Origin of the sequence: Paracoccus sp. SY (genome assembly GCF_002901215.1) — a bacterium.
Lineage (GTDB): Bacteria > Pseudomonadota > Alphaproteobacteria > Rhodobacterales > Rhodobacteraceae > Paracoccus > Paracoccus acridae.
The window spans coordinates 127249-149044 of record NZ_NWMQ01000005.1 but is presented as its reverse complement, the minus strand read 5'-3'; the positions used below and the strand labels follow the sequence as shown (position 1 = coordinate 149044).

20 protein-coding genes are annotated in these 21796 nt (G+C 68.3%); 15 read left to right on the top strand and 5 right to left on the bottom strand.

Features of this window, described 5'->3' with window-relative positions; translation table 11 throughout:
- The first annotated feature begins 17 nt into the window (after positions 1 to 17).
- The 12 genes from CK944_RS06650 to folD all read left to right on the top strand — a co-directional run bounded on the left by CK944_RS06650 (position 18) and on the right by folD (position 11463).
- Positions 18 to 602, top strand: coding sequence for a hypothetical protein (locus tag CK944_RS06650; RefSeq protein WP_192877733.1), 585 nt, complete (start codon positions 18 to 20; stop codon positions 600 to 602).
- Positions 599 to 994, top strand: a complete 396-nt coding sequence (ybgC, locus tag CK944_RS06645; RefSeq protein ID WP_103172260.1) for a tol-pal system-associated acyl-CoA thioesterase — start codon at positions 599 to 601, stop codon at positions 992 to 994. The genes CK944_RS06650 and ybgC overlap by 4 nt, the downstream gene beginning before the upstream one ends.
- Before the next feature lie 118 nt (positions 995 to 1112).
- On the top strand, positions 1113 to 1832 hold the full coding sequence (gene tolQ, locus CK944_RS06640) for a protein TolQ (RefSeq protein WP_370463824.1): 720 nt from the start codon (positions 1113 to 1115) through the stop codon (positions 1830 to 1832).
- Positions 1833 to 2288, top strand: coding sequence for an ExbD/TolR family protein (locus CK944_RS06635; RefSeq protein ID WP_103172259.1), 456 nt, complete (start codon positions 1833 to 1835; stop codon positions 2286 to 2288).
- A 4-nt stretch (positions 2289 to 2292) separates the two neighbouring features.
- A complete protein-coding gene (locus CK944_RS06630; protein ID WP_103172258.1) occupies positions 2293 to 4197 on the top strand; it encodes a hypothetical protein in 1905 nt (634 codons plus the stop codon).
- Positions 4198 to 4235: 38 nt separating this feature from the next.
- Positions 4236 to 5543, top strand: a complete 1308-nt coding sequence (gene tolB / locus CK944_RS06625; RefSeq protein ID WP_188713919.1) for a Tol-Pal system beta propeller repeat protein TolB — start codon at positions 4236 to 4238, stop codon at positions 5541 to 5543.
- A 25-nt stretch (positions 5544 to 5568) separates the two neighbouring features.
- The gene (gene pal / locus CK944_RS06620) at positions 5569 to 6105 is read left to right on the top strand and encodes a peptidoglycan-associated lipoprotein Pal (RefSeq protein ID WP_103172257.1); all 537 of its coding nucleotides are present in this window, start codon (positions 5569 to 5571) and stop codon (positions 6103 to 6105) included.
- Positions 6102 to 6992, top strand: coding sequence for a tetratricopeptide repeat protein (locus CK944_RS06615; protein WP_192877732.1), 891 nt, complete (start codon positions 6102 to 6104; stop codon positions 6990 to 6992). Before pal ends, CK944_RS06615 begins: the two co-directional genes overlap by 4 nt.
- A gap of 6 nt (positions 6993 to 6998) precedes the next feature.
- On the top strand, positions 6999 to 8234 hold the full coding sequence (tilS, locus tag CK944_RS06610; RefSeq protein WP_103172256.1) for a tRNA lysidine(34) synthetase TilS: 1236 nt from the start codon (positions 6999 to 7001) through the stop codon (positions 8232 to 8234).
- A 57-nt stretch (positions 8235 to 8291) separates the two neighbouring features.
- Positions 8292 to 10178 (top strand): ATP-dependent zinc metalloprotease FtsH, encoded by a 1887-nt coding sequence (gene ftsH / locus CK944_RS06605; RefSeq protein WP_103172255.1) that lies wholly within the window; start codon positions 8292 to 8294, stop codon positions 10176 to 10178.
- A gap of 95 nt (positions 10179 to 10273) precedes the next feature.
- Positions 10274 to 10573 carry a chorismate mutase gene (locus tag CK944_RS06600; protein WP_103172254.1) on the top strand — a complete coding sequence of 100 codons (300 nt, stop codon included), beginning with the start codon at positions 10274 to 10276 and terminating at the stop codon, positions 10571 to 10573.
- Between the two features lie 14 nt (positions 10574 to 10587).
- Positions 10588 to 11463, top strand: a complete 876-nt coding sequence (gene folD / locus CK944_RS06595; protein ID WP_103172253.1) for a bifunctional methylenetetrahydrofolate dehydrogenase/methenyltetrahydrofolate cyclohydrolase FolD — start codon at positions 10588 to 10590, stop codon at positions 11461 to 11463.
- Between the two features lie 80 nt (positions 11464 to 11543).
- Here folD and ruvB read toward each other — a convergent pair whose 3' ends face one another.
- From ruvB to dnaE, 5 genes are all read right to left on the bottom strand, one after another.
- A complete protein-coding gene (ruvB, locus tag CK944_RS06590) occupies positions 11544 to 12575 on the bottom strand; it encodes a Holliday junction branch migration DNA helicase RuvB (RefSeq protein ID WP_103172252.1) in 1032 nt (343 codons plus the stop codon).
- Positions 12572 to 13483 carry a zinc metalloprotease HtpX gene (gene htpX, locus CK944_RS06585; RefSeq protein WP_103172251.1) on the bottom strand — a complete coding sequence of 304 codons (912 nt, stop codon included), beginning with the start codon at positions 13481 to 13483 and terminating at the stop codon, positions 12572 to 12574. Before htpX ends, ruvB begins: the two co-directional genes overlap by 4 nt.
- Before the next feature lie 9 nt (positions 13484 to 13492).
- Positions 13493 to 14182: a Holliday junction branch migration protein RuvA gene (gene ruvA / locus CK944_RS06580; protein ID WP_103172250.1), complete on the bottom strand. Its 690-nt coding sequence runs from the start codon at positions 14180 to 14182 to the stop codon at positions 13493 to 13495.
- Positions 14179 to 14676 carry a crossover junction endodeoxyribonuclease RuvC gene (gene ruvC / locus CK944_RS06575; RefSeq protein ID WP_103172249.1) on the bottom strand — a complete coding sequence of 166 codons (498 nt, stop codon included), beginning with the start codon at positions 14674 to 14676 and terminating at the stop codon, positions 14179 to 14181. Before ruvC ends, ruvA begins: the two co-directional genes overlap by 4 nt.
- Before the next feature lie 63 nt (positions 14677 to 14739).
- Entirely contained in the window at positions 14740 to 18210 is a 3471-nt protein-coding gene (dnaE, locus tag CK944_RS06570) for a DNA polymerase III subunit alpha (protein ID WP_103172248.1), read from the bottom strand.
- A 97-nt stretch (positions 18211 to 18307) separates the two neighbouring features.
- Here dnaE and CK944_RS06565 point away from each other — a divergent pair, with 97 nt between their 5' ends.
- The 3 genes from CK944_RS06565 to CK944_RS06555 are packed head-to-tail and all read left to right on the top strand — an operon-like array spanning position 18308 to position 21785.
- A complete protein-coding gene (locus CK944_RS06565) occupies positions 18308 to 19828 on the top strand; it encodes an ABC transporter ATP-binding protein (RefSeq protein ID WP_103172247.1) in 1521 nt (506 codons plus the stop codon).
- On the top strand, positions 19825 to 20901 hold the full coding sequence (locus tag CK944_RS06560) for an ABC transporter permease (RefSeq protein WP_103172246.1): 1077 nt from the start codon (positions 19825 to 19827) through the stop codon (positions 20899 to 20901). Before CK944_RS06565 ends, CK944_RS06560 begins: the two co-directional genes overlap by 4 nt.
- On the top strand, positions 20898 to 21785 hold the full coding sequence (locus CK944_RS06555) for an ABC transporter permease (RefSeq protein ID WP_103172245.1): 888 nt from the start codon (positions 20898 to 20900) through the stop codon (positions 21783 to 21785). The genes CK944_RS06560 and CK944_RS06555 overlap by 4 nt, the downstream gene beginning before the upstream one ends.
- Positions 21786 to 21796: the final 11 nt, after the last annotated feature.

The window sequence follows — 21796 nt, the reverse complement described above, 5'->3', positions numbered from 1 at the left end:
ATATTTGGACACAGAAGATGACGGGCATGACCGCAGACCAGATCGCCACGTTGTTCACCCGGGCCGACGGGACATTCCTTTGTGCCCGCTGGGGACGGCCGGTGGCGCCGGTGATCTTCGGCCTGGCGGATGAAAGCCTGGACATCTTTCGCGGCGCGATCCGCGCGGGCTTTGCCCATGCGCGCCATCCGCTGGCGGACACGGACCCTGACATGGGGGCGAACCTGATGCTGTTCTTCGTCCGTGACTGGCCTGACCTGGGGAATGTCCCCGATCTTGACCGTCTGACCGACGCGCCGGATCTGCCGGCCCGTCTGGCGCGGGCGGATGCGGACCAGTATCGGATGTTCCGCTTTGACGCCGATGGCGGCATCCGCGCCTGCCTGGGCTTCCTGCGCATGTCGGGGGCCCTGGCCGACAGCCACCCTGCGCAACTGGCCGAGGCGCTGTTCATGCGCTGCGCGCTGACATTCGCGCGCGACATCACCCCCTCGGCAGACATCGCGGGGGTGATCCGCGCGGCCTATGATCCGGTTCTGCCGGTTGCGGCCACCGATCCTGCCCATGCGTTGCGGCTTGCGGCCCGTTTGGGGGGCGCATGATGCACAGCCTTGCCGTCCGCGTCTATTACGAGGACACCGACCTTGCCGGGATCGTCTATTACGCGAACTATTTGAAGTTCATCGAGCGAGGCCGGTCGGAATGGCTGCGTGCGCTTGGCGTTGACCAGCTGCGGCTGAAGACAGACAGCGGCCATGTCTTCGCCGTCCGCCGGATCGAGGCCGACTATCTGCGGCCCGCCCGTTTCGACGACCTTCTGGCGGTGGAAACCACGCTGGACCAGATGACCGCCGCGCGGATCGTCGTCAGCCAGACCGTCAGGCGCGAGGGCGACCCGCTGTTCACGGCCAGGGTCACGCTGGCCTGCCTGGACGCCCAGGGCCGCCCCGTGAGGCTGCCGAAAGGCCTGGCGGAGACCTTGGCGTCAGGGTGAGGCGATTGGGTCGCACTGTCCGAAGGTGACGCCATTGTGTTGCATCAAGGGGCTGCAACCTTTGCCGGGAAGGCGCTAGAAGGCCTGAAAACCGACCGGAACACCGGCCGGGTCCGTGATGGATCACGACGAAAAGGCAGTGACGATGGAACCGATCCAGGCCGCGCAGGCAATTGATTTCTCGCTGATGGCGCTGTTTGCGCGCGCCTCGCTGACGGTGCAGGTGGTGATGGTGATGCTGATCGTCGCCTCGGTCTGGGCCTGGGCGATCATCATCCAGAAGTTCCTGGCCTTCGCCAAGGCCCGCAAGGAGGCCGCCCGCTTCGATCGCGCCTTCTGGTCCGGGGAACCGCTGGACGACCTTTACGACCGGCTGGGCGACCGTCCGTCGGGGGCGTCGGAACGCATCTTCGCGGCAGGGATGACCGAATGGCGCCGCAGCCATCGCGACGACGGCGCGCTGATCCCCGGGGGTCCTGCGCGCATCGACCGCGCCATGAACGTCGCCATCCAGCGAGAGGAGTCGCGCCTGTTCCGCGGCCTGTCCTTCCTGGCGACCGTGGGATCCACCGCGCCGTTCATCGGCCTGTTCGGCACCGTCTGGGGCATCAAGACCGCCTTCGAGGGCATTGCCATGTCCCAGGACACCAGCCTGGCCGTGGTGGCCCCCGGCATCGCCGAGGCGCTGCTGGCGACCGCCCTGGGCCTGCTGGCCGCGATCCCGGCCGTCGTCTTCTACAACAAGCTGTCGGGCGACGCGGAACGCGTGACCGGCAACTGGGAAGCCTTTGCCGACGAATTCTCGACCCTGCTGTCGCGCCAGATGGATGAGGCATAGATGTCGGGCGCCGTCGTCAAGCGGGTCAGCCGCAAGGGCCGAGGCAGGCGCCGCAACGCGCCGATGGCGGAAATCAACGTCACCCCCTTCGTGGACGTGATGCTGGTGCTGCTGGTGATCTTCATGGTGGCGGCACCCCTGATGACGGCGGGCGTGCCGCTGAACCTGCCCCAGACCGCCGCGACCGCCGTTCCCACCGAGCCGGAAGAACCGCTGGTCATCTCGATCCCCGCCAATGGCGACGTGGTGCTGATGGACGCGCCCGTGGCGCAGGGCCAGATCGTCACACGCCTGCGCGAAATCCTGGCCCAGCGGCAAAGCCAGCGGGTCTTCCTGCGCGCCGATGGGGCGATCCCCTATGCCCGCGTGGTGCAGGTGATGGGCGCGCTGAATGCGGCCGGCCTTTCCGATATCGTGCTGGTGACGGATACCGGCGGGCCCAGGATGGACGGCTGACGCCATGGAGGACCGCGAGGATCGCATCGGCTGGTGGGTTTCGGGATCGGCGCATACCGCGCTGATCCTCTGGGCGATCCTGGGCGGGGTGTTCTTTCGCCCGCAACCGTCCACGCCGCTGCGCACGACCGAGGTGGCGACCATGAGCGGGGCCGAGTTTGAGGCCCTGGCCGCCGCATCGCGCGGCGCGGGGCCGGTCGGGCGCGAGGCCACGGCGGTGGCGACGATGCCCGCGCCTGCGATGGATCAGGATGCCGCGCAGGCACCCGCCGAGGCCAGCATCCCCGATGCCGAGGATGCGGCGCAGGATCTGGCCCAGCCCGACGGATCCGAGGCACGTCCCGACCTGTCCGATTTCGACCGGCCGGATCCTGTGGCCGTGGCGACCGATCTGGGCGCGCCCGCCGACAACCAGACTGCCGACGATGCCGCCCCCTTGCCGCCCGTCGACGGCGGCGTGCCGACGGCCGGTGCGCAGCCCTCCCGGCCCGAGGCGCCCTTGGCCGATGCCTCTGCTTCGCCTCGATCGGAACTGGCGCTTGACCGATCCGCCCTACCCCGGCTGCGGCCCGAAGGCTTGGTCGAACGCCGCAATGCCCGACTGGCGCAGCAAGAGGCCGAGCGACAGGCAGCCGCCGAGGCAGCCCGCGCGGCCGAGGAAGCGGCCCAGGCTGCTGCCGCCGCAGCCGCCGCCGAAGCGGAAGAACGCCGCCTGACCGCCGAGCGCGAAGCCGCCGAGGAGGCGCGCCGGGCCGAAGCCGAGCGGGCCGAGGAGGCCGAGCAAGAACGACAGGCAGCCGAGGAGCGCCGCCAAGCCGCCGAACGCAGGGCGGCTGCGGAACGGGCGGAGCGCGAGGCACAGGAACAACGCGAAGCCGAGGCGCGCGCAGAGGAAGAACGGCGCGAGGCAGAGGCAGAACGCCGCGCCGAGGAAGAACGCCGCGCCGCTGCCGCCCGCGAAGCGGAGGAACAGGAAGCCGAGCGCCGGGCCGAAGCTGAGCGTCGGGCGGAAGAAGAACGCCGGGCCGAGGCGGAACGTCGGGCCGAAGAAGAACGGCAAGCAGAGCGCCAGGCCGAGGCAGAGCGAAGGGCCGAGGAAGCCCGCGAAGCCGAACGCCTTGCCGAGGAAGCCCGCCAAGCCGAAGAAGAGCGCCGCGCCGCTGCAGAGGCCGCCGAACGCGAAGCCGAGGAACGTCGTCTTGCCGCCGAACGCGAGGCGGAAGAACGCCGCGCCGCCGCAGCCCGCGCCGCCGAGGAACAGGCCGCAGCCGAGGCAGCCCGCCAGCAGGCGCTGGAAGATGCGCTGCGCGAGGCACAGGATGGCAGCGCCGGTGCGGGTGGGACTGACACCGCTTCGACCGGTGATACGGCAGGGGGCAACAGCCAGATGATCGACGGGGGATCCGGCGCATCCGCCGTGCAGGATCCGCTGGCGGCGGCCCTGGCGGGGGCGATGTCAGGTTCCCCTGCCCCGGCGGATGCCGGCGGCGCGCAGGGCGGATTTGCGGAACCCATGCAACTTGCGCCTTCGGCCATCCGGCCCACGCCGCTGGACGGCATCGACATGTCCAGCCTGTCCCAGGCCCAGCCCTTGTCGCAGGCGGAACGGGATGCCTTCCGCACCGCGCTGCGCCAGTGCTGGAACGAAGGCGCGCTGTCGGTCGAGGCGTCGGGCATGTCGGTCTCGGTGGCCTTCAGCATGACCGCCGATGCCCGGCCGATCGAGGCAAGCCTGCGGATCTCCGATTATCACGGCGGGTCCCAGGCCGGTGCCCGGCACGCCTTCGAGGTGGCGCGGCGGGCGATCATGATGTGCGGCGGCGCGGGCTTTCCCCTGCCCTTCGACAAATACAGCCGCTGGCGCGATGTGGTGGTCGAGTTTCGCCCAGACGGAATCGGGTTTGACTGAGGCCGGACCGGCCCTGTCGCAAGGATGATGAGGATATGATGCTTCGATCGCTGACTTTGGCCTTTTCGATGGCCCTTGCCGCTTCGCTGCCCGCCCTGGCGCAGGATGGTCCGCTGAAGATCGAGATCACCGATGGTGTGACCGAACCCATGGCCATCGCCATTCCCGCCTTTCACGGCGACGCCGCCGTGGCGCAGCAGATCCGCGACGTGGTGGCCGCCGATCTGACCGGCACCGGCCTGTTCCGCGAAATCTCTCGCGATGCCCAGGTCGCCCGTCCCGGCAGCTTCGGCGAGGCGATCGCCTATGAGGATTGGCGCGCGGTCAACGCCCAGGCGCTGGTTTCGGCCGAGGTGACGCAGGGGGGCGACGCGATCAGCGTCAAGTTCCGGCTGTATGACGTCTATGCCGGCCAGGCGCAGGGCGACGGGATGCAGTTCGACGCCCGCGCGACCGACTGGCGCCGGGCCGCGCACAAGATCGCCGACCAGATCTATGCCCGCCTGACGGGGGAACAGCCCTATTTCGACAGCCGCGTGGCCTTTGTCCAGGAAACCGGGCCAAAGGACGCGCGGATCAAGCGCATCGGCGTGATGGACTATGACGGCCAGAACATCTTGTGGATGACCGACAGCGCGTCGCTGGTGCTGGCGCCGCAGTTTTCGCGCGACGGGCGGCGGCTGGCCTATACCAGCTTCGACAGCGGCTTTCCCCAGATCCGCGTGCTGGACATCGCCACGGTGTCGTCGCGCCCGCTGACGCAGGACGCGAACAGCATGGCATTCTCGCCGCGCTTCAGCCCGGACGGGCGCTGGATCGTCTATTCGCGCGAACAGGGCGGCAATACCGACATCTGGCTGATGGATGCCGCATCGGGGGCGCAGCGGCCGCTGGTCCAGTCGCCCGCCATCGACACCGCGCCCAGCTTCAGCCCGGACGGGCAGCGGATCGTGTTCGAATCCGACCGTTCGGGCAATCCGCAGTTGTATGTGGTGGGGATAAACGGGGGCGAGCCCTCGCGGATCAGCTTTGGCGACGGGCGTTACGGATCGCCTGCCTGGTCGCCCAAGGGGGACCTGATCGCCTTCACCAAGCAGGTGGGCAACCAGTTCCACATCGCCACCATGCGCACCGACGGATCGGGCGAAAAGACCCTGACCGGATCTTTCCTTGACGAGTCCCCGACCTGGGCGCCCAATGGCCGGGTCGTCATGTTCACGCGGGTCGCGCCTGGGGGGAACGGCCAGCCCAAGCTGCATTCGGTGGACATCACCGGGCGCAATATGCGACCGCTGAGCCTTGACTTTGCTGCCTCGGATCCCTCTTGGGGTCCCTTGATGCCCTGAAGCCCCGCGCCATAAGGATGACCCGATGATCGCCTGGAAAAAGCCTGCCGCCGCCGCCCTGCTGCTGACCCTTGCCGCCTGCGCGCAGCCCGCGCCCCCGGTGACGCAGACTGTCATGGACCCTTACGCCAACGCGGCGGGCGGCGCGCTGTATCAGGGCGATCTTGCGGGCGGCACCCTTGGGGCCGAGGCCACGCCCCAGTATTTCAACAACACTGTCGGGAACACGGTGCTGTTCGCCGCGAACCAGACAGCCCTGACGTCCGAGGCGCGCACGATCCTGGCGCGGCAGGCGCAGTGGCTGAACACGCATACGGGCTTCAACGCCGTCGTCCAGGGCCATGCCGAGGAAACCGGCACGCGCGAATACAACCTTGCCCTTGGCGCGCGACGGGCCGGGGCGGTCCAGGAATACCTGATCGCCCAAGGTGTCAGCCCCGACCGGGTCCGCACGCTGAGCTTTGGCAAGGAACGCCCGCGCGAGGTCTGCTCGGACGAGGCCTGCTATGCCCAGAACCGCCGGGCGGTGACGGTGGTCAGCGCAACGGGGGCGGGATCGTGATCACCCGTGCCATCGCCGCGGCCCTTCTGGCGGCGTCGCTGGCCTGGCCTGCGATGGCCCAGGAACCGACGCTGGCCGACCTGCGGGCCGACCTGAACGATCTGCGCGCGCAGGTGCAGACGCTGCGGGGCGAGTTGGTCGCATCGGGCGCGGCCGGTTTCCAGGCGGCGGGGGGCGACGCCGCCATCGACCGCATGAATGCGATGGAACAGCGGCTGGCCCGCCTGACCGACCGGACCGAACAACTGGGGAACCGCATCGACCGGATCACCGCCGATGCCAGCCGCCGCATCGCCGACCTCGAATTCCGCCTGTGCGAGATGGACGAGGGCTGTGACCTCTCGGCCCTGACCATGCAGGATCTGGGCCGCACCGGCATCCCGGTGCCGAACCTGGGTCCGGCGACGCCCCAGGCCCAGCAAGGCAAACCTGCCGGAGCCGGCGAGAAGGCCGATTTCGATGCCGCCCAGCAGGTCATGGCCAGCGGCGATTTCCGCAGGGCGGCCGAGATGTTCGGGGCCGTGGCGGAATCCCATGCCGGCGGGGCGCTGACGGCCGAGGCCTTGTTCCTGCGCGGCGCGGCGCTTGACAGCGCGGGCGATACCAAGGGCGCGGCTGCCGCCTGGCTGGAGGGGTTCGCCGCCGATCCCGACGGACCACGCGCCGCTGAAAGCCTGCTGGGCATCGCGCGGGTGATCGAGGCCGAGGGGGACGCGACGGCGGCCTGTCTTTATCTGGCCGAAATCCCGGCGCGCTTTCCCGGCAGCCCCTTCGCCGCCGAGGCCGAAACCCGGCTCAGCCGCCTGGCCTGCGGAGCCAACGACCTGGGCGTCCCGCCACCCGCATCTGACCCCGAGGCCGAGGCCGATCTGGCCGAGCATCAATAGCCGCCCATGACCCTGCCCCCCGCCGATCCGGCCCTTCGCGTGCATGCCGCCCTGGACCGGCTGGCGGGGGACATGCCAGCCATCGGCGTCGCGGTGTCGGGCGGCGGCGATTCCGTGGCCTTGATGCACATGATCGCCGCTTGGGGCGGGGGCCGCAGGATCATGGTCGCCACCGTCGATCACGGCATTCGCCCCGAAAGCGCGGCCGAGGCGCGGCAGGTCGGCCGCGCCGCCCGTGCGCTTGGCCTGTCCCATGCCACGCTGGTCTGGCAGCGCGGGACGGAAACCGGAAACCTGATGGCCAATGCCCGCGACGCCCGGCTGCGCCTGTTGTCCGGCTGGGCGCAGCGCAACGACCTGCCTGCCATCGCCCTTGGCCATACGGCGGACGATCAGGCCGAAACCCTGCTGATGCGGCTGGGCCGGGGATCGGGGATCGACGGGCTGGCCTCGATGGCGGAATGGCGCGATGCCTTCGGCAGCCGCTGGCTGCGGCCGATGCTGGGGGCGGGCCGCCAGGAATTGCGGGACTGGCTGCGGATGCGGAACATTCCCTGGCTGGACGATCCCAGCAACGACAACGAGGACTTCGACCGCATCCGCGTCCGCCGCGCCATCTCGGCCATGGGCCTGGACATTGCCGCCCTTGCCCGCGCCGCGAATCACATCCAGGAGGCGCGCGATGCCCTGTCGCATTACGCGGCCCATGCCGCGCGGGACGCCGAGGCATATAACGGCAGCCTGACCCTGCCCCGCCGCGCCTATGGCGATGCGCCTTCGGAAATTCGCCGCCGCCTGATCGTGGCCGCCTGCCGCTGGATCACCGGCGCGGATTATCCGCCGCGCCGCAACACGGTCCTGCACGCCCTGAACGCCATCGCGACCGGGCACCGCGTCACGCTTGACGGCGCGCTGATCGAACCGGCGGGCGATCGGATCCGGCTGTTCCGCGAGGCCGCCGCCGCCCTGCGCGCGCCCGATACCCAGGACGGCATCTGGGATAATCGCTGGCATGTCAGCGGCTTGAAGCCCGGCCAGCATGTCGCGGCGCTGGGCATGGGCGAAGTCGCGCGGGTCAAATGGCGCCTGTCGGGCCTTGCCCGGGACGAGGCCGCCGCCACCCCCGCCATCTGGGAAGGCGACCGCCTGATCGCCGCCCCCCTGATCCGCCCGACCGCGCCCTATGACGTGCGGCCGGTGCGTGTTGCGTCACATTTCCGCAGGCTTGTCATGGCGCATTGAACCTGCGCCGATAATCCCTATTTTCAAGCCAAACCGCTTTCTGCCGGAGGTCCGATATTGGGCAACGCACGCAACCTGGCCTTCTGGGTCGTTCTTTTCCTGATGATCCTGGCGCTGTTCAATCTGTTCAGCGACGGGGCCACGACCATGAACAGCCGGCAGATCAGCTATTCCGATTTCATCCAGCGCGTCGATAACGACCAGGTGTCCGCCGTCACCATCGACGGCGAGGAACTGGCGATCATCGGCACCGACGGCAACCAGTATTCCACCGTCCGTCCCCAGGGCGAGGATATCGCGGACCGCCTGATCGCCAAGAATGTCGATGTGAAGGTGACGCGCCAGCAGCAGTCGGGCTTCATGTCCCTGCTGGGGGTCTGGCTGCCCTTCATCCTGCTGATCGGGGTCTGGATCTTCTTCATGAACCGGATGCAGGGCGGCGGCAAAGGCGGCGCGATGGGCTTTGGCAAGTCGCGCGCCAAGCTTCTGACCGAAAAGCACGGTCGCGTGACCTTCGACGACGTGGCTGGCATCGACGAAGCCAAGGAAGAACTTGAGGAAATCGTCGAATTCCTGCGCAATCCGCAGAAGTTCAGCCGTCTGGGCGGCAAGATCCCGAAGGGCGCCCTGCTGGTCGGCCCTCCGGGAACGGGTAAAACCCTGCTGGCCCGTGCCATCGCGGGCGAGGCGGGCGTCCCCTTCTTCACCATCTCGGGGTCGGACTTCGTGGAAATGTTCGTGGGCGTCGGCGCATCCCGCGTCCGCGACATGTTCGAACAGGCCAAGAAATCCGCCCCCTGCATCGTCTTCATCGACGAGATCGACGCGGTGGGCCGCGCGCGCGGCGTGGGCATCGGCGGCGGCAATGACGAACGCGAACAGACGCTGAACCAGCTTCTGGTGGAAATGGACGGGTTCGAGGCCAACGAAGGCATCATCATCGTCGCCGCCACCAACCGCCGCGACGTGCTGGACCCCGCCCTGCTGCGCCCCGGCCGCTTCGACCGCCAGATCCACGTCCCCAACCCTGACATCAAGGGTCGCGAGAAGATCCTGTCCGTCCATGCCCGCAAGGTGCCGGTCGGCCCCGACGTGGACCTGCGAATCATCGCTCGCGGCACGCCCGGCTTCTCGGGCGCCGACCTGATGAACCTGGTGAACGAGGCCGCACTGATGGCCGCCCGCATCGGCCGCCGCTTCGTCAGCATGGAAGATTTCGAGAATGCCAAGGACAAGGTCATGCTGGGCGTGGAACGCCGCAGCATGGTCCTGACGCCCGAGCAGAAGGAAAAGACCGCCTATCACGAGGCGGGCCATGCCGTGGTCGGCCTGTCGCTGCCCAAATGCGATCCGGTCTACAAGGCCACGATCATCCCGCGCGGCGGCGCGCTTGGCATGGTGGTCAGCCTGCCTGAAATGGACCGCCTGAACTTCCACAAGGACGAGGCCAAGCAGAAGCTGGCCATGACCATGGCCGGCAAGGCCGCCGAGATCATCAAGTATGGCGAGGAAGGCGTGTCGAACGGCCCCGCCGGCGACATCCAGCAGGCCAGCCAGCTGGCCCGCGCCATGGTGATGCGCTGGGGCATGTCCGACAAGGTCGGCAACATCGACTATGCCGAGGCGCATGAGGGCTATAACGGCTCGACCGGGGGCTTCTCGATCTCGGCCGCGACCAAGGAACTGATCGAGCAGGAAGTTCGCGACCTGATCGAGGAAGGCTATCAGGAAGCGCGCCGCATCCTGATCGAGAAGGAAGCCGAATTCGAGCGCATGGCCCAAGGCCTGCTGGAATACGAGACCCTGACCGGCGAGGAGATCGGCAAGGTGCTGCGCGGCGAACCCCTTGGCGGGGACGACGACACGCCGGGCAGCCTGATCCCCTCGGTCACGGCGATCCCCAAGACGGGCAAGCCTGCCACGGGCGATCCTGCGCCCGCCTGAACCGACAAGCCCCGGCCATTGCGCCGGGGTTTTTCTTTGGCCTTGCACCCCGGTGCGGTCCGGTGCATCCCCCTGCCAGCGAATTGGAGGGTCCGATGCGGATCGAGGACATCCCGGACATGGCGACGCTGCGCGCCCGTATCGACGAACTGGACGAACAGCTTGTGGGTCTTCTGGCGCAGCGTCACGCCCTGATTGCCCAGGCGGCCCGGATCAAGGAACGGATCGGCCTGCCCGCCCGGATTGATGACCGGGTCGAGGAAGTGGTCGCAAATGCGGGCCGTCACGCCGCATCGCGCGGCCTGGATCCCGCGCTGATCGAGAATATCTGGCGGCAACTGGTCGAAGCCGCCATCGCGCAGGAAGACCGCCATCTGAACGGAGACCGCCCGTGACAGCAACGACGCCCATGTCAGCCACCCTGATCGACGGCAAGGCCTTCGCCGCCGACCTGCGCACCCGCATCGCCACGCAGGTCCGGTCGATGAAGGACAACGGCATAACACCGGGACTGGCCGTGGTGCTGGTGGGCGAGGATCCGGCAAGCCAGGTTTATGTGAAGTCCAAGGGGCGGATGACCCGCGAGGTCGGCATGAACTCGTACGAACACCGCTTGCCCGCCGAGACGTCGCAGGACGACCTGCTGGCGCTGATCGGGCGGCTGAATGGCGATCCGGACGTCAATGGAATCCTGGTCCAGCTTCCCTTGCCACCCCACATGGACGAGGCGGCGGTCATCAACGCCATCGACCCTGCGAAGGATGTGGACGGCTTTCACATCCTGAATGTCGGGCGGCTAGCGACCGGGCAAAAGGCCATGGTGCCCTGCACGCCGCTGGGCTGCCTGATGCTGCTGCGCGATCGGCTGGGCAGCCTGTCAGGCAAGAATGCCCTGGTGATCGGGCGCAGCAACATCGTCGGCAAGCCGATGGCTCAGCTTCTGCTGCGCGACAGCGCGACGGTGACGGTCGCCCATTCGCGGACCGCCAACCTGCCCGATCTGTGCCGCCAGGCCGATATCGTCGTCGCAGCCGTGGGGCGGCCGAACTTTGTCCAGGGCGACTGGATCAAGCCGGGCGCGACGGTGATCGACGTGGGCATCAACCGCGGCGATGACGGGCTTGTCGGCGATGTGGATTTCGATGCGGCGGCGCGCGTGGCCGGTGCGATCACCCCGGTTCCGGGCGGCGTCGGCCCCATGACCATCGCCTGCCTTCTGGCCAATACCCTGACCGCCACGGCCCGCGCCAATGGCCTGCCCGACCCCCAGGGCCTGACACCGTGACACCGGCCGCTGCATCTTCTGTGTGAAAATATCCCGGGGGAGTCGCGCAAGGCGCGACGGGGGCAGCGCCCCCTGCCGCATCAGCCGTCGAACAGCGTCCCCTGCTGCGCCGGCACCGGCGCCGCAAGCCCCAGATGCCGCCAGGCGCCCGAGGTCAGCTGCCGCCCCCGCGGCGTGCGCGCGATAAGGCCCTGCTGCAGCAGATAGGGCTCGATCACCTCCTCGATCGCGTCGCGGCTTTCGGACAAGGCGGCCGAGAGGGTTTCCACGCCCACCGGGCCGCCGCCGTAATGGTCGGCCATCTGCAGAAGATAGCGCCGGTCGGCGCCGTCCAGCCCCATGTCGTCCACGCCCAGGCGTGTCAGCGCGGTATCGGCGATCTCGCGGGTCAGGCGTCCATTGCCCTCGACCAAGGCAAAGTCCACCACGCGGCGCAGCAGGCGGCCGGCGATCCGTGGCGTGCCGCGTGCCCGGCGGGCGATCTCGCGCGTGCCCTCGGGGTCGGCGTCGATGCCCATCAACCGCGCCCCCCGCTGAACGATCAGGTCCAGTTCGGGGATCGTATAGAATTCCAGCCGCGTCGGGATGCCGAAACGGTCGCGCAGGGGCGTGGTCAACAGGCCCAGCCGCGTCGTCGCCCCCACCAGCGTGAAGGGCTGCAGCTCGATCCGCACCGTGCGCGCGGCGGGACCCTCGCCGATCACCAGGTCCAGTTCGAAATCCTCCATCGCGGGATAAAGGATCTCCTCGACCGCCGGGTTCATGCGGTGGATCTCGTCGATGAACAGCACGTCGCGGGCTTCCAGGTTGGTCAGGATCGCCGCCAGATCCCCCGCCCGCGCCAGCACCGGACCCGAGGTCATGCGGAAGTTCACGCCCAGTTCGCGCGCCATGATCTGCGCCAGCGTGGTCTTGCCCAAGCCAGGCGGGCCGAAGAACAGCGTGTGGTCCATCGCCTTGCCGCGCATCCGGGCGCTTTCGATGAAGACGCGCAGGTTGGCGCGCGCCTCGGCCTGGCCCACGAATTCGGACAGCATCTGCGGGCGCAGGGCGCGGTCCTCGGAATCGCTGTCCATCGGTTCGGGGCGCAGGGTGGGATCGGGCTGGATCATCCGCGCCCCCAGGGGCCATCGTCGCGCCGCCCGCCGCTGCGCGGAATGGGCGAGGCACGTTCGGCCATGGCCGGGCGCCCCTCCATCGCCACAAGGCGTGCGATCCGGTCCTCGGTCGCGGGATGGGTGGCGAACAGGCGGTCCATGCGTAGCCCGCCCAGCGGGTTGACGATGAACATGGACGCAGCCGCCGGGTTCTTTTCCGCCGGGATGTTCAGCGTGCGCCCCGCCAGTTGAGAGATCTTCGCAAGGGCCGAGGCCAAGGCACGCGGCTGCCCGCAGATCTGCGCGCCCGTCGCATCGGCCTCGAATTCCCGCGCGCGGGAAATCGCCATCTGCACCATCATGGCCGCCATGGGGGCAAAGATCATCGCTAGGATCGCCCCAAGCCCGCCACCCCGGTCGTCGCGCCCGCCCGTGAACAGCATCATGTTGCCCATCATGGCGATGGCCCCGGCCATGGTCGCCGTCACGGTCACGGTCAGGGTGTCGCGATGCTTGATATGGGCCAGTTCATGCGCGATCACGCCGGCGATCTCGTCGCGCGACAGGGAACGGACCAGCCCCTGCGTCACGGCCACGGCGGCGTTTTCCGGGTTGCGGCCGGTGGCAAAGGCATTGGGCTGTTCGGTGGGCAGCAGATAAAGCTTGGGCATCGGCAGGTCGGCGCGCCGCGCCAACTCGGCAGTCATGGCATAAAGATCGCCGCCCTGCTGGGGCGACAGTTCCACCGCGCCCTGCTGGCGCAGGACCATCTTGTCGCTGTTCCACCAGGAAAAGACGTTCATGCCACCGGCCAGCAACAGCGCGACCACCGCGCCCCCCTGCCCGCCCAGCATCCAGCCCAGCACCATGACCAAGGCAGTCATGGCGGCCATCAGGATGAAGACCTTGGCGTTCCCGTGCATCGGCGTCCCCTATTCCTTCGGCGCCAGCAGGCGCAGCGCCGTGCGGATCAACGCAGGGGTCTGGAGGTTCGGTTCCCGCGCTTGCGCCTCGGCCACGGCCTGCGCGGCCTCGCTGGCAGCATAGCCCAGATTGGTCAGCGCCGACAGCGCGTCCGAGGTCGCGCGCGCGGCCAGCATGGCGTCCGATGGCGCCGCAGGTGCGGCGACGGCGGCGGGTTCGGGAACAGATCCGCCTGTATCGGCTTCGACCAGCGGGACGCCCATGTCCACCGTCAGGGTCGCCCCAAGCGCCATGACCGAGGGCGCCTTGTCCTTGAGTTCAAGCACCACCCGCTGCGCCAGCTTCGGCCCGACGCCATTGGCCTTGCGGACGGACGCCCAGTCGCCCAGGGCAATCGCGCGGCCCAGCCCTTCGGCCCCCAGCGTGCCCAGGATCGCCAGCGACACCTTGGCGCCGACACCCTGCACACTGGTCAGCAGCCGGTGCCATTCCTTTTCCAGCATGGACGGAAAGCCGAACAGTTGCAGCAGATCCTCGCGCACCATCAGGTCGGTATAAAGCGCGACCGCCTGTCCCACCGGCGGCAGGCTGGCGGCGGTGCGTTCGCTGACATGGACGATATAGCCCACGCCCCGCACGTCGATCAGGACGTGGTCGCGGGCGCGGTGCAGGATGATCCCGGCGATGCGGCCGATCATGCGGACCGTTCCACGATGCGCAGGCTGCGGCCCTGCAGGTGGCGGGCGTGGCAGATCGCGATGGCAAGGGCGTCGGCCGCGTCCGCGCTGTCGAAGGTGACGCCGGGAAGCTGGACCTTGACCATGTGCTGCACCTGTTCCTTGCCCGCGTGGCCCACGCCCACCACGGTCTTCTTCACGGCATTGGGGGCGTATTCGCCGATCGCCAGCCCGGCTTCCGCCGGGGCCAGAAGGGCGATGCCGCGCGCCTGGCCCAGCTTCAGCGTGCCGACCGCGTCCTTGTTGACGAAGGTCTGTTCGACCGCTGCGGCATCCGGTGCATGGGCCGCGATCACCGCCGTCAGGCCGCGATAAAGCTGCAACAGCCGCACGCCCAGGTCACCCGCGTCGGTCTGGATCACGCCATTGGCCACATGGCGCAGGCGCGATCCGTCAACCGCGATCACGCCCCAACCCATGTTCCTTAGCCCCGGATCAATGCCCAGAACGCGCATCAACTGCCCTTTCGGTTTTCCGCAGGCCTAGCACGAAACGCGAACATTTGCCTAGGGCCAAAGCTATTCCTCGACCACGTCCAGAACGCCCGGCACGGCGCGCAGGGCCTGCCGGGCGGGGGTGGTCAGGGGCGCGTCGTTCGCCACCTCGATCTCGATCACCTCGTCGCCTTCGCGAATGCGCAGCAACACGGGGCCGCGCGACCGGGCGGGCACGGTGATCTCGGTCCGGATGCGGGCCAGCGTCTCGGCCAGGCGGGCGATGGTGTCGCTACCCTGCATTTCCACGGCAAGGCAGCCCGCCCCGGCGTCCGCCACCACCTCGTCCATGGCCGCAACCGAGTTCGCCAGCATCTTGACCCCGTCGCCCGAGGGTTCGACCTTGACCTGCAAGACCACGTTCTGCCCCGGCTCCAGCCGGTCGCGGGAGGCGGTCAGCAGGTCCGAGAACACCGTCACCTCGTACAGTCCGGTCGGGTCCGACAGGCTGACAAAGGCATATGGCGTGCCCTTGGCGGACTTGCGTTCCATCCGCGCGGCGACCGTGCCCGCGATGCTGGCGACCAGGGGCCCGCCCAAGGCCTCCTGGCTGATCTCGGCCAGGGTCATGACCTTCTTGCGCTTGAGCGCGGGCAGATAATCGTCCAGAGGGTGGCCCGACAGATAGAAGCCCACGGCCTTGTGTTCCTCGGCCAGCTTCTCGGTCGGCAGCCAGACCCCGGTGATGGGCGCGCGCGGCGGTGGCAAATCCTCGCCCCCGCCGAACAGCGATGTCTGGCTTGAGGCCGCCTGGTCCTGCACCGCCGCCGACCAGGCACACAGCGCGTCCAGGCCCTTGACCACGCGGGCGCGGTTGTCGTCCAGCACGTCGAAGGCCCCGGCGCGGGCCAGCATCTCCAGCGGGCGCTTGCCCACGCGCTTCATGTCCACGCGGCGGGCGAAATCGTGGATGTCGCGAAAGGGCGTGTCGCCCCGCGCGTCCTGGATCAGCTTCATCGCCTCCACCCCCACGCCCTTCAGCGCGCCCAGGGCGTAATGGATGCGGCCTTCGCGGACGCTGAAGGTGGGGGCCGACCGGTTCACGCAGGGCGGCACGATCGTGATCCCCATGCGGTCGCATTCGCGCTTGTAGATCGCCAGCTTGTCGGTCAGGTGGATGTCGCAGTTCATCACCGCGGCCATGAATTCGACCGGGTGGTTCGCCTTCAGCCAGGCGGTCTGATAGCTGACCACGGCATAGGCCGCCGCGTGCGACTTGTTGAAGCCGTAGTTGGCGAATTTCTCTAGCAGGTCGAAGACCTCGCCCGCCTTCTTGGCGTCCACGCCGTTCGCCACCGCCCCATCGACGAATTTCGGGCGTTCCTTGGCCATCTCACTGGCGATCTTCTTGCCCATGGCGCGGCGCAAAAGGTCCGCGCCGCCCAGCGAATATCCCGCCATGACCTGCGCGATCTGCATCACCTGTTCCTGATAGACGATGATGCCCTGGGTTTCCGCCAGGATCGGGTCGATGGAGGGGTGCAGCGATTCCAGTTCGCGCAGCCCGTTCTTGACCTCGCAATAGGTCGGGATGTTCTCCATCGGGCCGGGACGATACAGCGCGACAAGCGCCACGATATCCTCGATGCAGGTGGGCTTCATGCGCCGCAGCGCGTCCATCATGCCGCTGGATTCCACCTGGAACACCGCCACCGTCTTGGCGCTGGCGAACAGGTCATAGGTGGCCTTGTCGTCCAGCGGGATCAGGTTGATCTGGTTTTCCGTCCCCGGCGCCGGATCGTAAAGCTTGCGCCCGTCGGCCGCCACATGCAGCGGGCGCCCGCCGCCGTTGATCAGGTCCACCGCGTTCTGGATCACCGTCAGCGTCTTGAGGCCAAGGAAGTCGAACTTCACCAGCCCGGCCTGCTCGACCCATTTCATGTTGAACTGCGTGGCCGGCATGTCGGATGCCGGATCGCGATACAGCGGCACAAGCTGATCCAGCGGCCGGTCGCCGATCACCACGCCCGCCGCATGGGTGGACGCGTTGCGGTAAAGCCCTTCAAGCTGCTCGGCATAGTCCAGCAGGCGCTTGACGACCTCCTCCTTGGCGGCCTCGCGCAGGCGGGGCTCGTCGGCGCGAGCCTTGGCGATGCTGACGGGCTTCACGCCCTCGACCGGGATCATCTTGGACAGGCGGTCCACCTGGCCGAAGGGCATCTGCAAGACGCGGCCCACGTCGCGCACGGCGGCCTTGGACAGAAGCGCGCCGAAGGTGATGATCTGGCCCACCTTCTCGGCCCCGTATTTGCCCTGGACATAGCGGATCACTTCCTCGCGCCGGTCCATGCAGAAGTCGATGTCGAAATCCGGCATCGAGACGCGTTCGGGGTTCAGGAAGCGTTCGAACAGCAGGTTGTAGCGCAGCGGATCCAGGTCGGTGATGGTCAGCGCATAGGCCACCAACGACCCCGCGCCCGACCCCCGGCCCGGCCCCACGGGAATGTCGTGGTCCTTGGCCCAGCCGATGAAGTCGGCCACGATCAGGAAATAGCCGGGAAAGCCCATCTGCTCGATAATGCCCAGCTCGAACTCCAGCCGCTGGTGGTATTCCTCGACGCTGACGGCATGGGGGATGACGGCCAGCCGACGCTCCAGCCCCTCGCGCGCCTGGCGGCGCAACTCGCTGACCTCGTCGTCGGCGAAGCGCGGCAGGATCGGGGCGTGCTTTTTGACGGCGAAGGCGCAGCGGCGGGCGATCTCGACGGTGTTTTCCAGCGCCTCGGGCAGGTCGGCGAACAGCACGGCCATTTCCTCGGCCGTCTTGAAGTAATGCTGCGGCGTCAGGCGGCGGCGGGGCTGAGACTGGTCCACATAGGCCTTTTCCGCGATGCAGATCAGCGCGTCATGGGCCTCGAACATCGACGCCTTGGGGAAATAGACGTCGTTCGTCGCGACCAGCGGCAGGGATTTCGCATAGGCCAGGTCGATCAGCCCGGCCTCGGACGCGGCCTCGGCGGGCATCAACTGGCCGTTCTCGCCCGGATGGCGCTGCAATTCGACGTAAAGCCGCGTCGGAAAGGCCGCCGCCAGGCGGTCGGCCAGGGCATCGGCCTTGTCGCGCTGCCCTTGCGCGATCAGGCAGCCCAGCGGCCCGGTCGCCCCCCCGGTCAGGCAGATCAGGCCCTCGGCATGTTTGCACAACTCATCGACCGTGACATGGGGCAGCGCGCCGCCGTCGCGCAGGTAAAGACAGGTGGACAGCGCCATCAGGTTCAGCCAGCCCGCCTGGTTCTGCGCCAGCAGCACGACCGGCCCCGTCGCCCCGTCCAGCAGGGTGATCTGGCAGCCGATGATGGGCTGCACGCCCTTGTCCATCGCCTTCACGCTGAATTCCAGCGCGGCGAACATCGCGTTGGTGTCGGTCAGCGCGACGGCGGGCATTCCCGCATCCGCCGCCAAGCCAGGCAGCTTGCCCACGGGGATGGCGCCCTCCAGCAAGGAATGCTCGGAATGTGTGCGGAGATGGATGAATCGGGGGGTTTTTGCGGGCATGGTCAGACATCTATCGCAACCTGCCGAAACAGCGCAATTGCCCTGGGCGTCACTTGCGCGATAAGCATGGGTAAGGATTTGACCAAGGGGACAAAGTTTGACCGACGCGGCAGTTTTCCAGGCCAGGGGGATCGGCAAATCCTATCCCGGTGTCCGCGCCAATGACGATGTGTCCTTCACCGTCGCGCCGGGCGAAATCCATGCCCTGCTGGGCGAGAACGGCGCAGGCAAATCCACGCTTGTGAAGATGATCTATGGCCTTGTCCGCCCGGACGAGGGGGACATGACCCTGAACGGCCAGCCGCACCAGCCCGCCGACCCTCGGGCCGCGCGGGCGGCAGGCGTGGCGATGGTGTTCCAGCATTTCAGCCTGTTCGACGCGCTGACGGTGGCCGAAAACATCGCCCTGGGGATGGAAAACCCGCCGCGCCGGCGCGAACTCTCCGCCCGGATCGCGCAGGTCAGCCAGGATTTCGGCCTGCCCCTGAACCCCGCCCGCCGCGTCGTCACCCTGTCGGCGGGTGAACGCCAGCGGGTCGAGATCATCCGCTGCCTGTTGCAGAACCCGCGCCTGCTGATCATGGACGAACCGACCAGCGTCCTGACCCGGCAAGAGGCCGAACTGCTGTTCGCGACCCTGCGCAAGCTGGCGGGCCACGGGACCGCGATCCTCTATATCAGCCACAAGCTGGAAGAAATCCGCACCCATTGCGACCGCGCCACGATCCTGCGCCATGGCCGGGTGGTGGACAGTTGCGATCCGCGTGAACATTCCGCCCGGACGCTGGCCGCGATGATGGTGGGCGGGGAACTGCGTCCCATCGACCGCAGCGGCCGCCAGGCGGGCGAGGTTCTGTTGCAGGTCAAGGGCCTGTCCCTGCCTGCCCCCACGGCGGAAGGCACGGCGCTGAAATCCGTCGCCCTGACCCTGCGCGCAGGCGAGATCCTGGGCATCGGCGGCGTCGCGGGCAACGGCCAGGACGAATTGCTGGCCGCCCTGTCGGGCGAGACGCGCAGCGCCCCCGGCACGATCCTGCTGGAAGGGGCCGACATGTCGCGCCTTGGCCCCGAGGCACGGCGCGCGGCGGGATTGCTGGCCGCGCCCGAGGATCGGCTGGGCCATGCCGCCGTTCCCGATTTCAGCCTGACCGACAATACGTTGCTGACGGCGGGCGCGCGCAAGCAGTTGGTCCGCAAGGGCCTGATCGACCGCGCCGCCGCCCGCGCCTTCGCGCAGGACGTGATCCGCGCCTTCGACGTTCGCACCCCCGGCCCTGGCACCGCCGCCAAGGCGCTGTCGGGTGGCAACCTGCAGAAATTCGTCATCGGGCGCGAGGTGATGCAGGCCCCCCGCGTGCTGGTGGTGAACCAGCCCACCTGGGGCGTCGATGCAGGCGCTGCCGCCGCCGTACGCCAGTCGCTGCTGGACCTGGCGGGCCAGGGCGCGGGCGTGATCGTGATTTCCCAGGACCTGGACGAGATTTTGGAACTTTCCGACCGTTTCTGCGCGCTGAACGAAGGCCGCCTTTCCGCCCCCGTTCCGACCGATGGACTGACCCTGGACCAGATCGGCCTGATGCTGGGCGGCGCGCATGGGATGGAGGTGGCCCACCTATGATCCGCCTTGTCCCCCGCACCGAAACCTCGGTCTTCTGGCAGATCGCGACGCCGGTCATGGCGGTGGCGGCCACCATGCTGGCGGGCGGGCTGCTGTTCGCGATCATGGGCTATGACCCCGTCTCCGCGATCCGCACCATCTTCTGGGATCCGCTGTTCGGACCCGCCGCCGGCTATTCCCGCCCGCAACTGCTGGTCAAGGCCGCGCCGCTGATCCTGATCGCCTCCGGCCTTGCCGTGGGCTTTCGCGCTGGCATCTGGAACATCGGGGCCGAAGGGCAATACATCATCGGCGCCATCACCGGCGCCGCCGTCGCCCTTGCCGCCTATCCCGCCCCCGAGATGTGGATCTTTCCCGCCATGGTGATCGCGGGCGCCCTTGGCGGCTGGGCCTGGGGCATGATCCCCGCGCTGCTGCGCAACTGGTTCGGCGCGTCCGAGATCCTGGTGTCGCTGATGCTGGTCTATGTCGCGCAGCGTATCGCCGCCTGGATGGCCTTCGGGCCGATGAAGAACCCCGAGGGCTTCGGGATGCCCGGATCGCGCAACCTGCAACAATATCCCGCCGCCTCGAACCCGGAACTGATCGCCGGGACCGGCGCGCATTGGGGCGTGGTCGCGGCGGTGATCGCGGTGCTGGCGACCTGGTTCCTGATGAGCCGCCATATCCGCGGATTCCATATCCGCGCCGCAGGCACCGCCCCCCGCGCTGCGCGCTTTGCTGGCGTGAAGCCCCAGACGCTGGTGGCCTTCTGCCTGGGCCTGTCAGGCGCGCTTGCCGGCATGGCGGGCCTGTTCGAGGTCGCGGGCCCGGCGGGCCAGATCACCGACAAGGTCGGCGTGGGCTATGGCTTCACCGCGATCATCGTGGCCTTTCTGGGGCGTTTGCATCCGGTGGGCATCCTTTTGGCGGGGTTGCTTCTGGCGCTGACCTATATCGGCGGGGAACTGGCGCAACTGACGCTGAACCTGCCCGCCGCCACCGTCCAGGTCTTCCAGGGGATGCTGCTGTTCTTCCTGCTGGGCTTCGACCTGCTGACCCGTTACCGCATCACCAGAAGGGTCACGGCATGATCGACCCCATAGCCCTGTTCCTGCTGCTTCTGTCGGCCTCGACCCCGATCCTGTTCGCGGCCTTGGGCGAACTGGTCGTGGAACGCGCGGGCGTCCTGAACCTGGGCGTCGAGGGGATGATGATCGTGGGCGCCTTGTCGGGCTTTGCCACCGCCTATTACAGCGGCAACGCCTTCCTGGGCTTCGCCGTGGCGGCCTTGGCAGGGGCACTGGTCGCCCTGCCCTTCGCGATCCTGACGCAGTTCCTGATGTCGAACCAGGTCGCCTCGGGCCTTGCGCTGACGCTGTTCGGCCTGGGCTTGGCCGCGCTGTTCGGCAAACCGGTCGAGGGCGTGAAGGCGCCCAGCATGGCCGCCGGACCACTGGGCCTGAACTGGATCGTCTGGCTGGGCCTGGCGATGGTGCCCGCGATCTGGTGGTTCCTGAACCGGTCGCGCGCGGGCCTGATCCTGCGCGGCGTGGGCGAAAACCACGACGCGGCCCATGCGCTTGGCTATGACGTGCGGCGCGTCCGCATCGCGGCCATCGCCTTTGGCGGCGCCATGGCGGGGATCGGCGGGGCCTTCATCTCGGTCGCGACCGTGTTGCAATGGACCGAAGGCATGACCGCGGGCGCAGGCTGGATCGCGCTTGCCATCGTGGTCTTTTCCAACTGGACGGCTGTCGGCGTGCTGGCGGGGGCCTGGCTTTTCGGCGGCGTCACGGTGCTGCAACTGCGCCTGCAGGCGGCAGGCGTGCGGGTGCCGGTGCAGCTTCTGTCCATGGCGCCCTATCTGGCGACGATCATCGTGCTGGTCGCCATCTCGGCCCGGCAAAAGTTCAGCCGCCGCGCGGGCGGCGCGGCCCCCGGATCGCTGGGGCAGGATTTCCACGCCCTGCGCTGACCGCGCCGGGC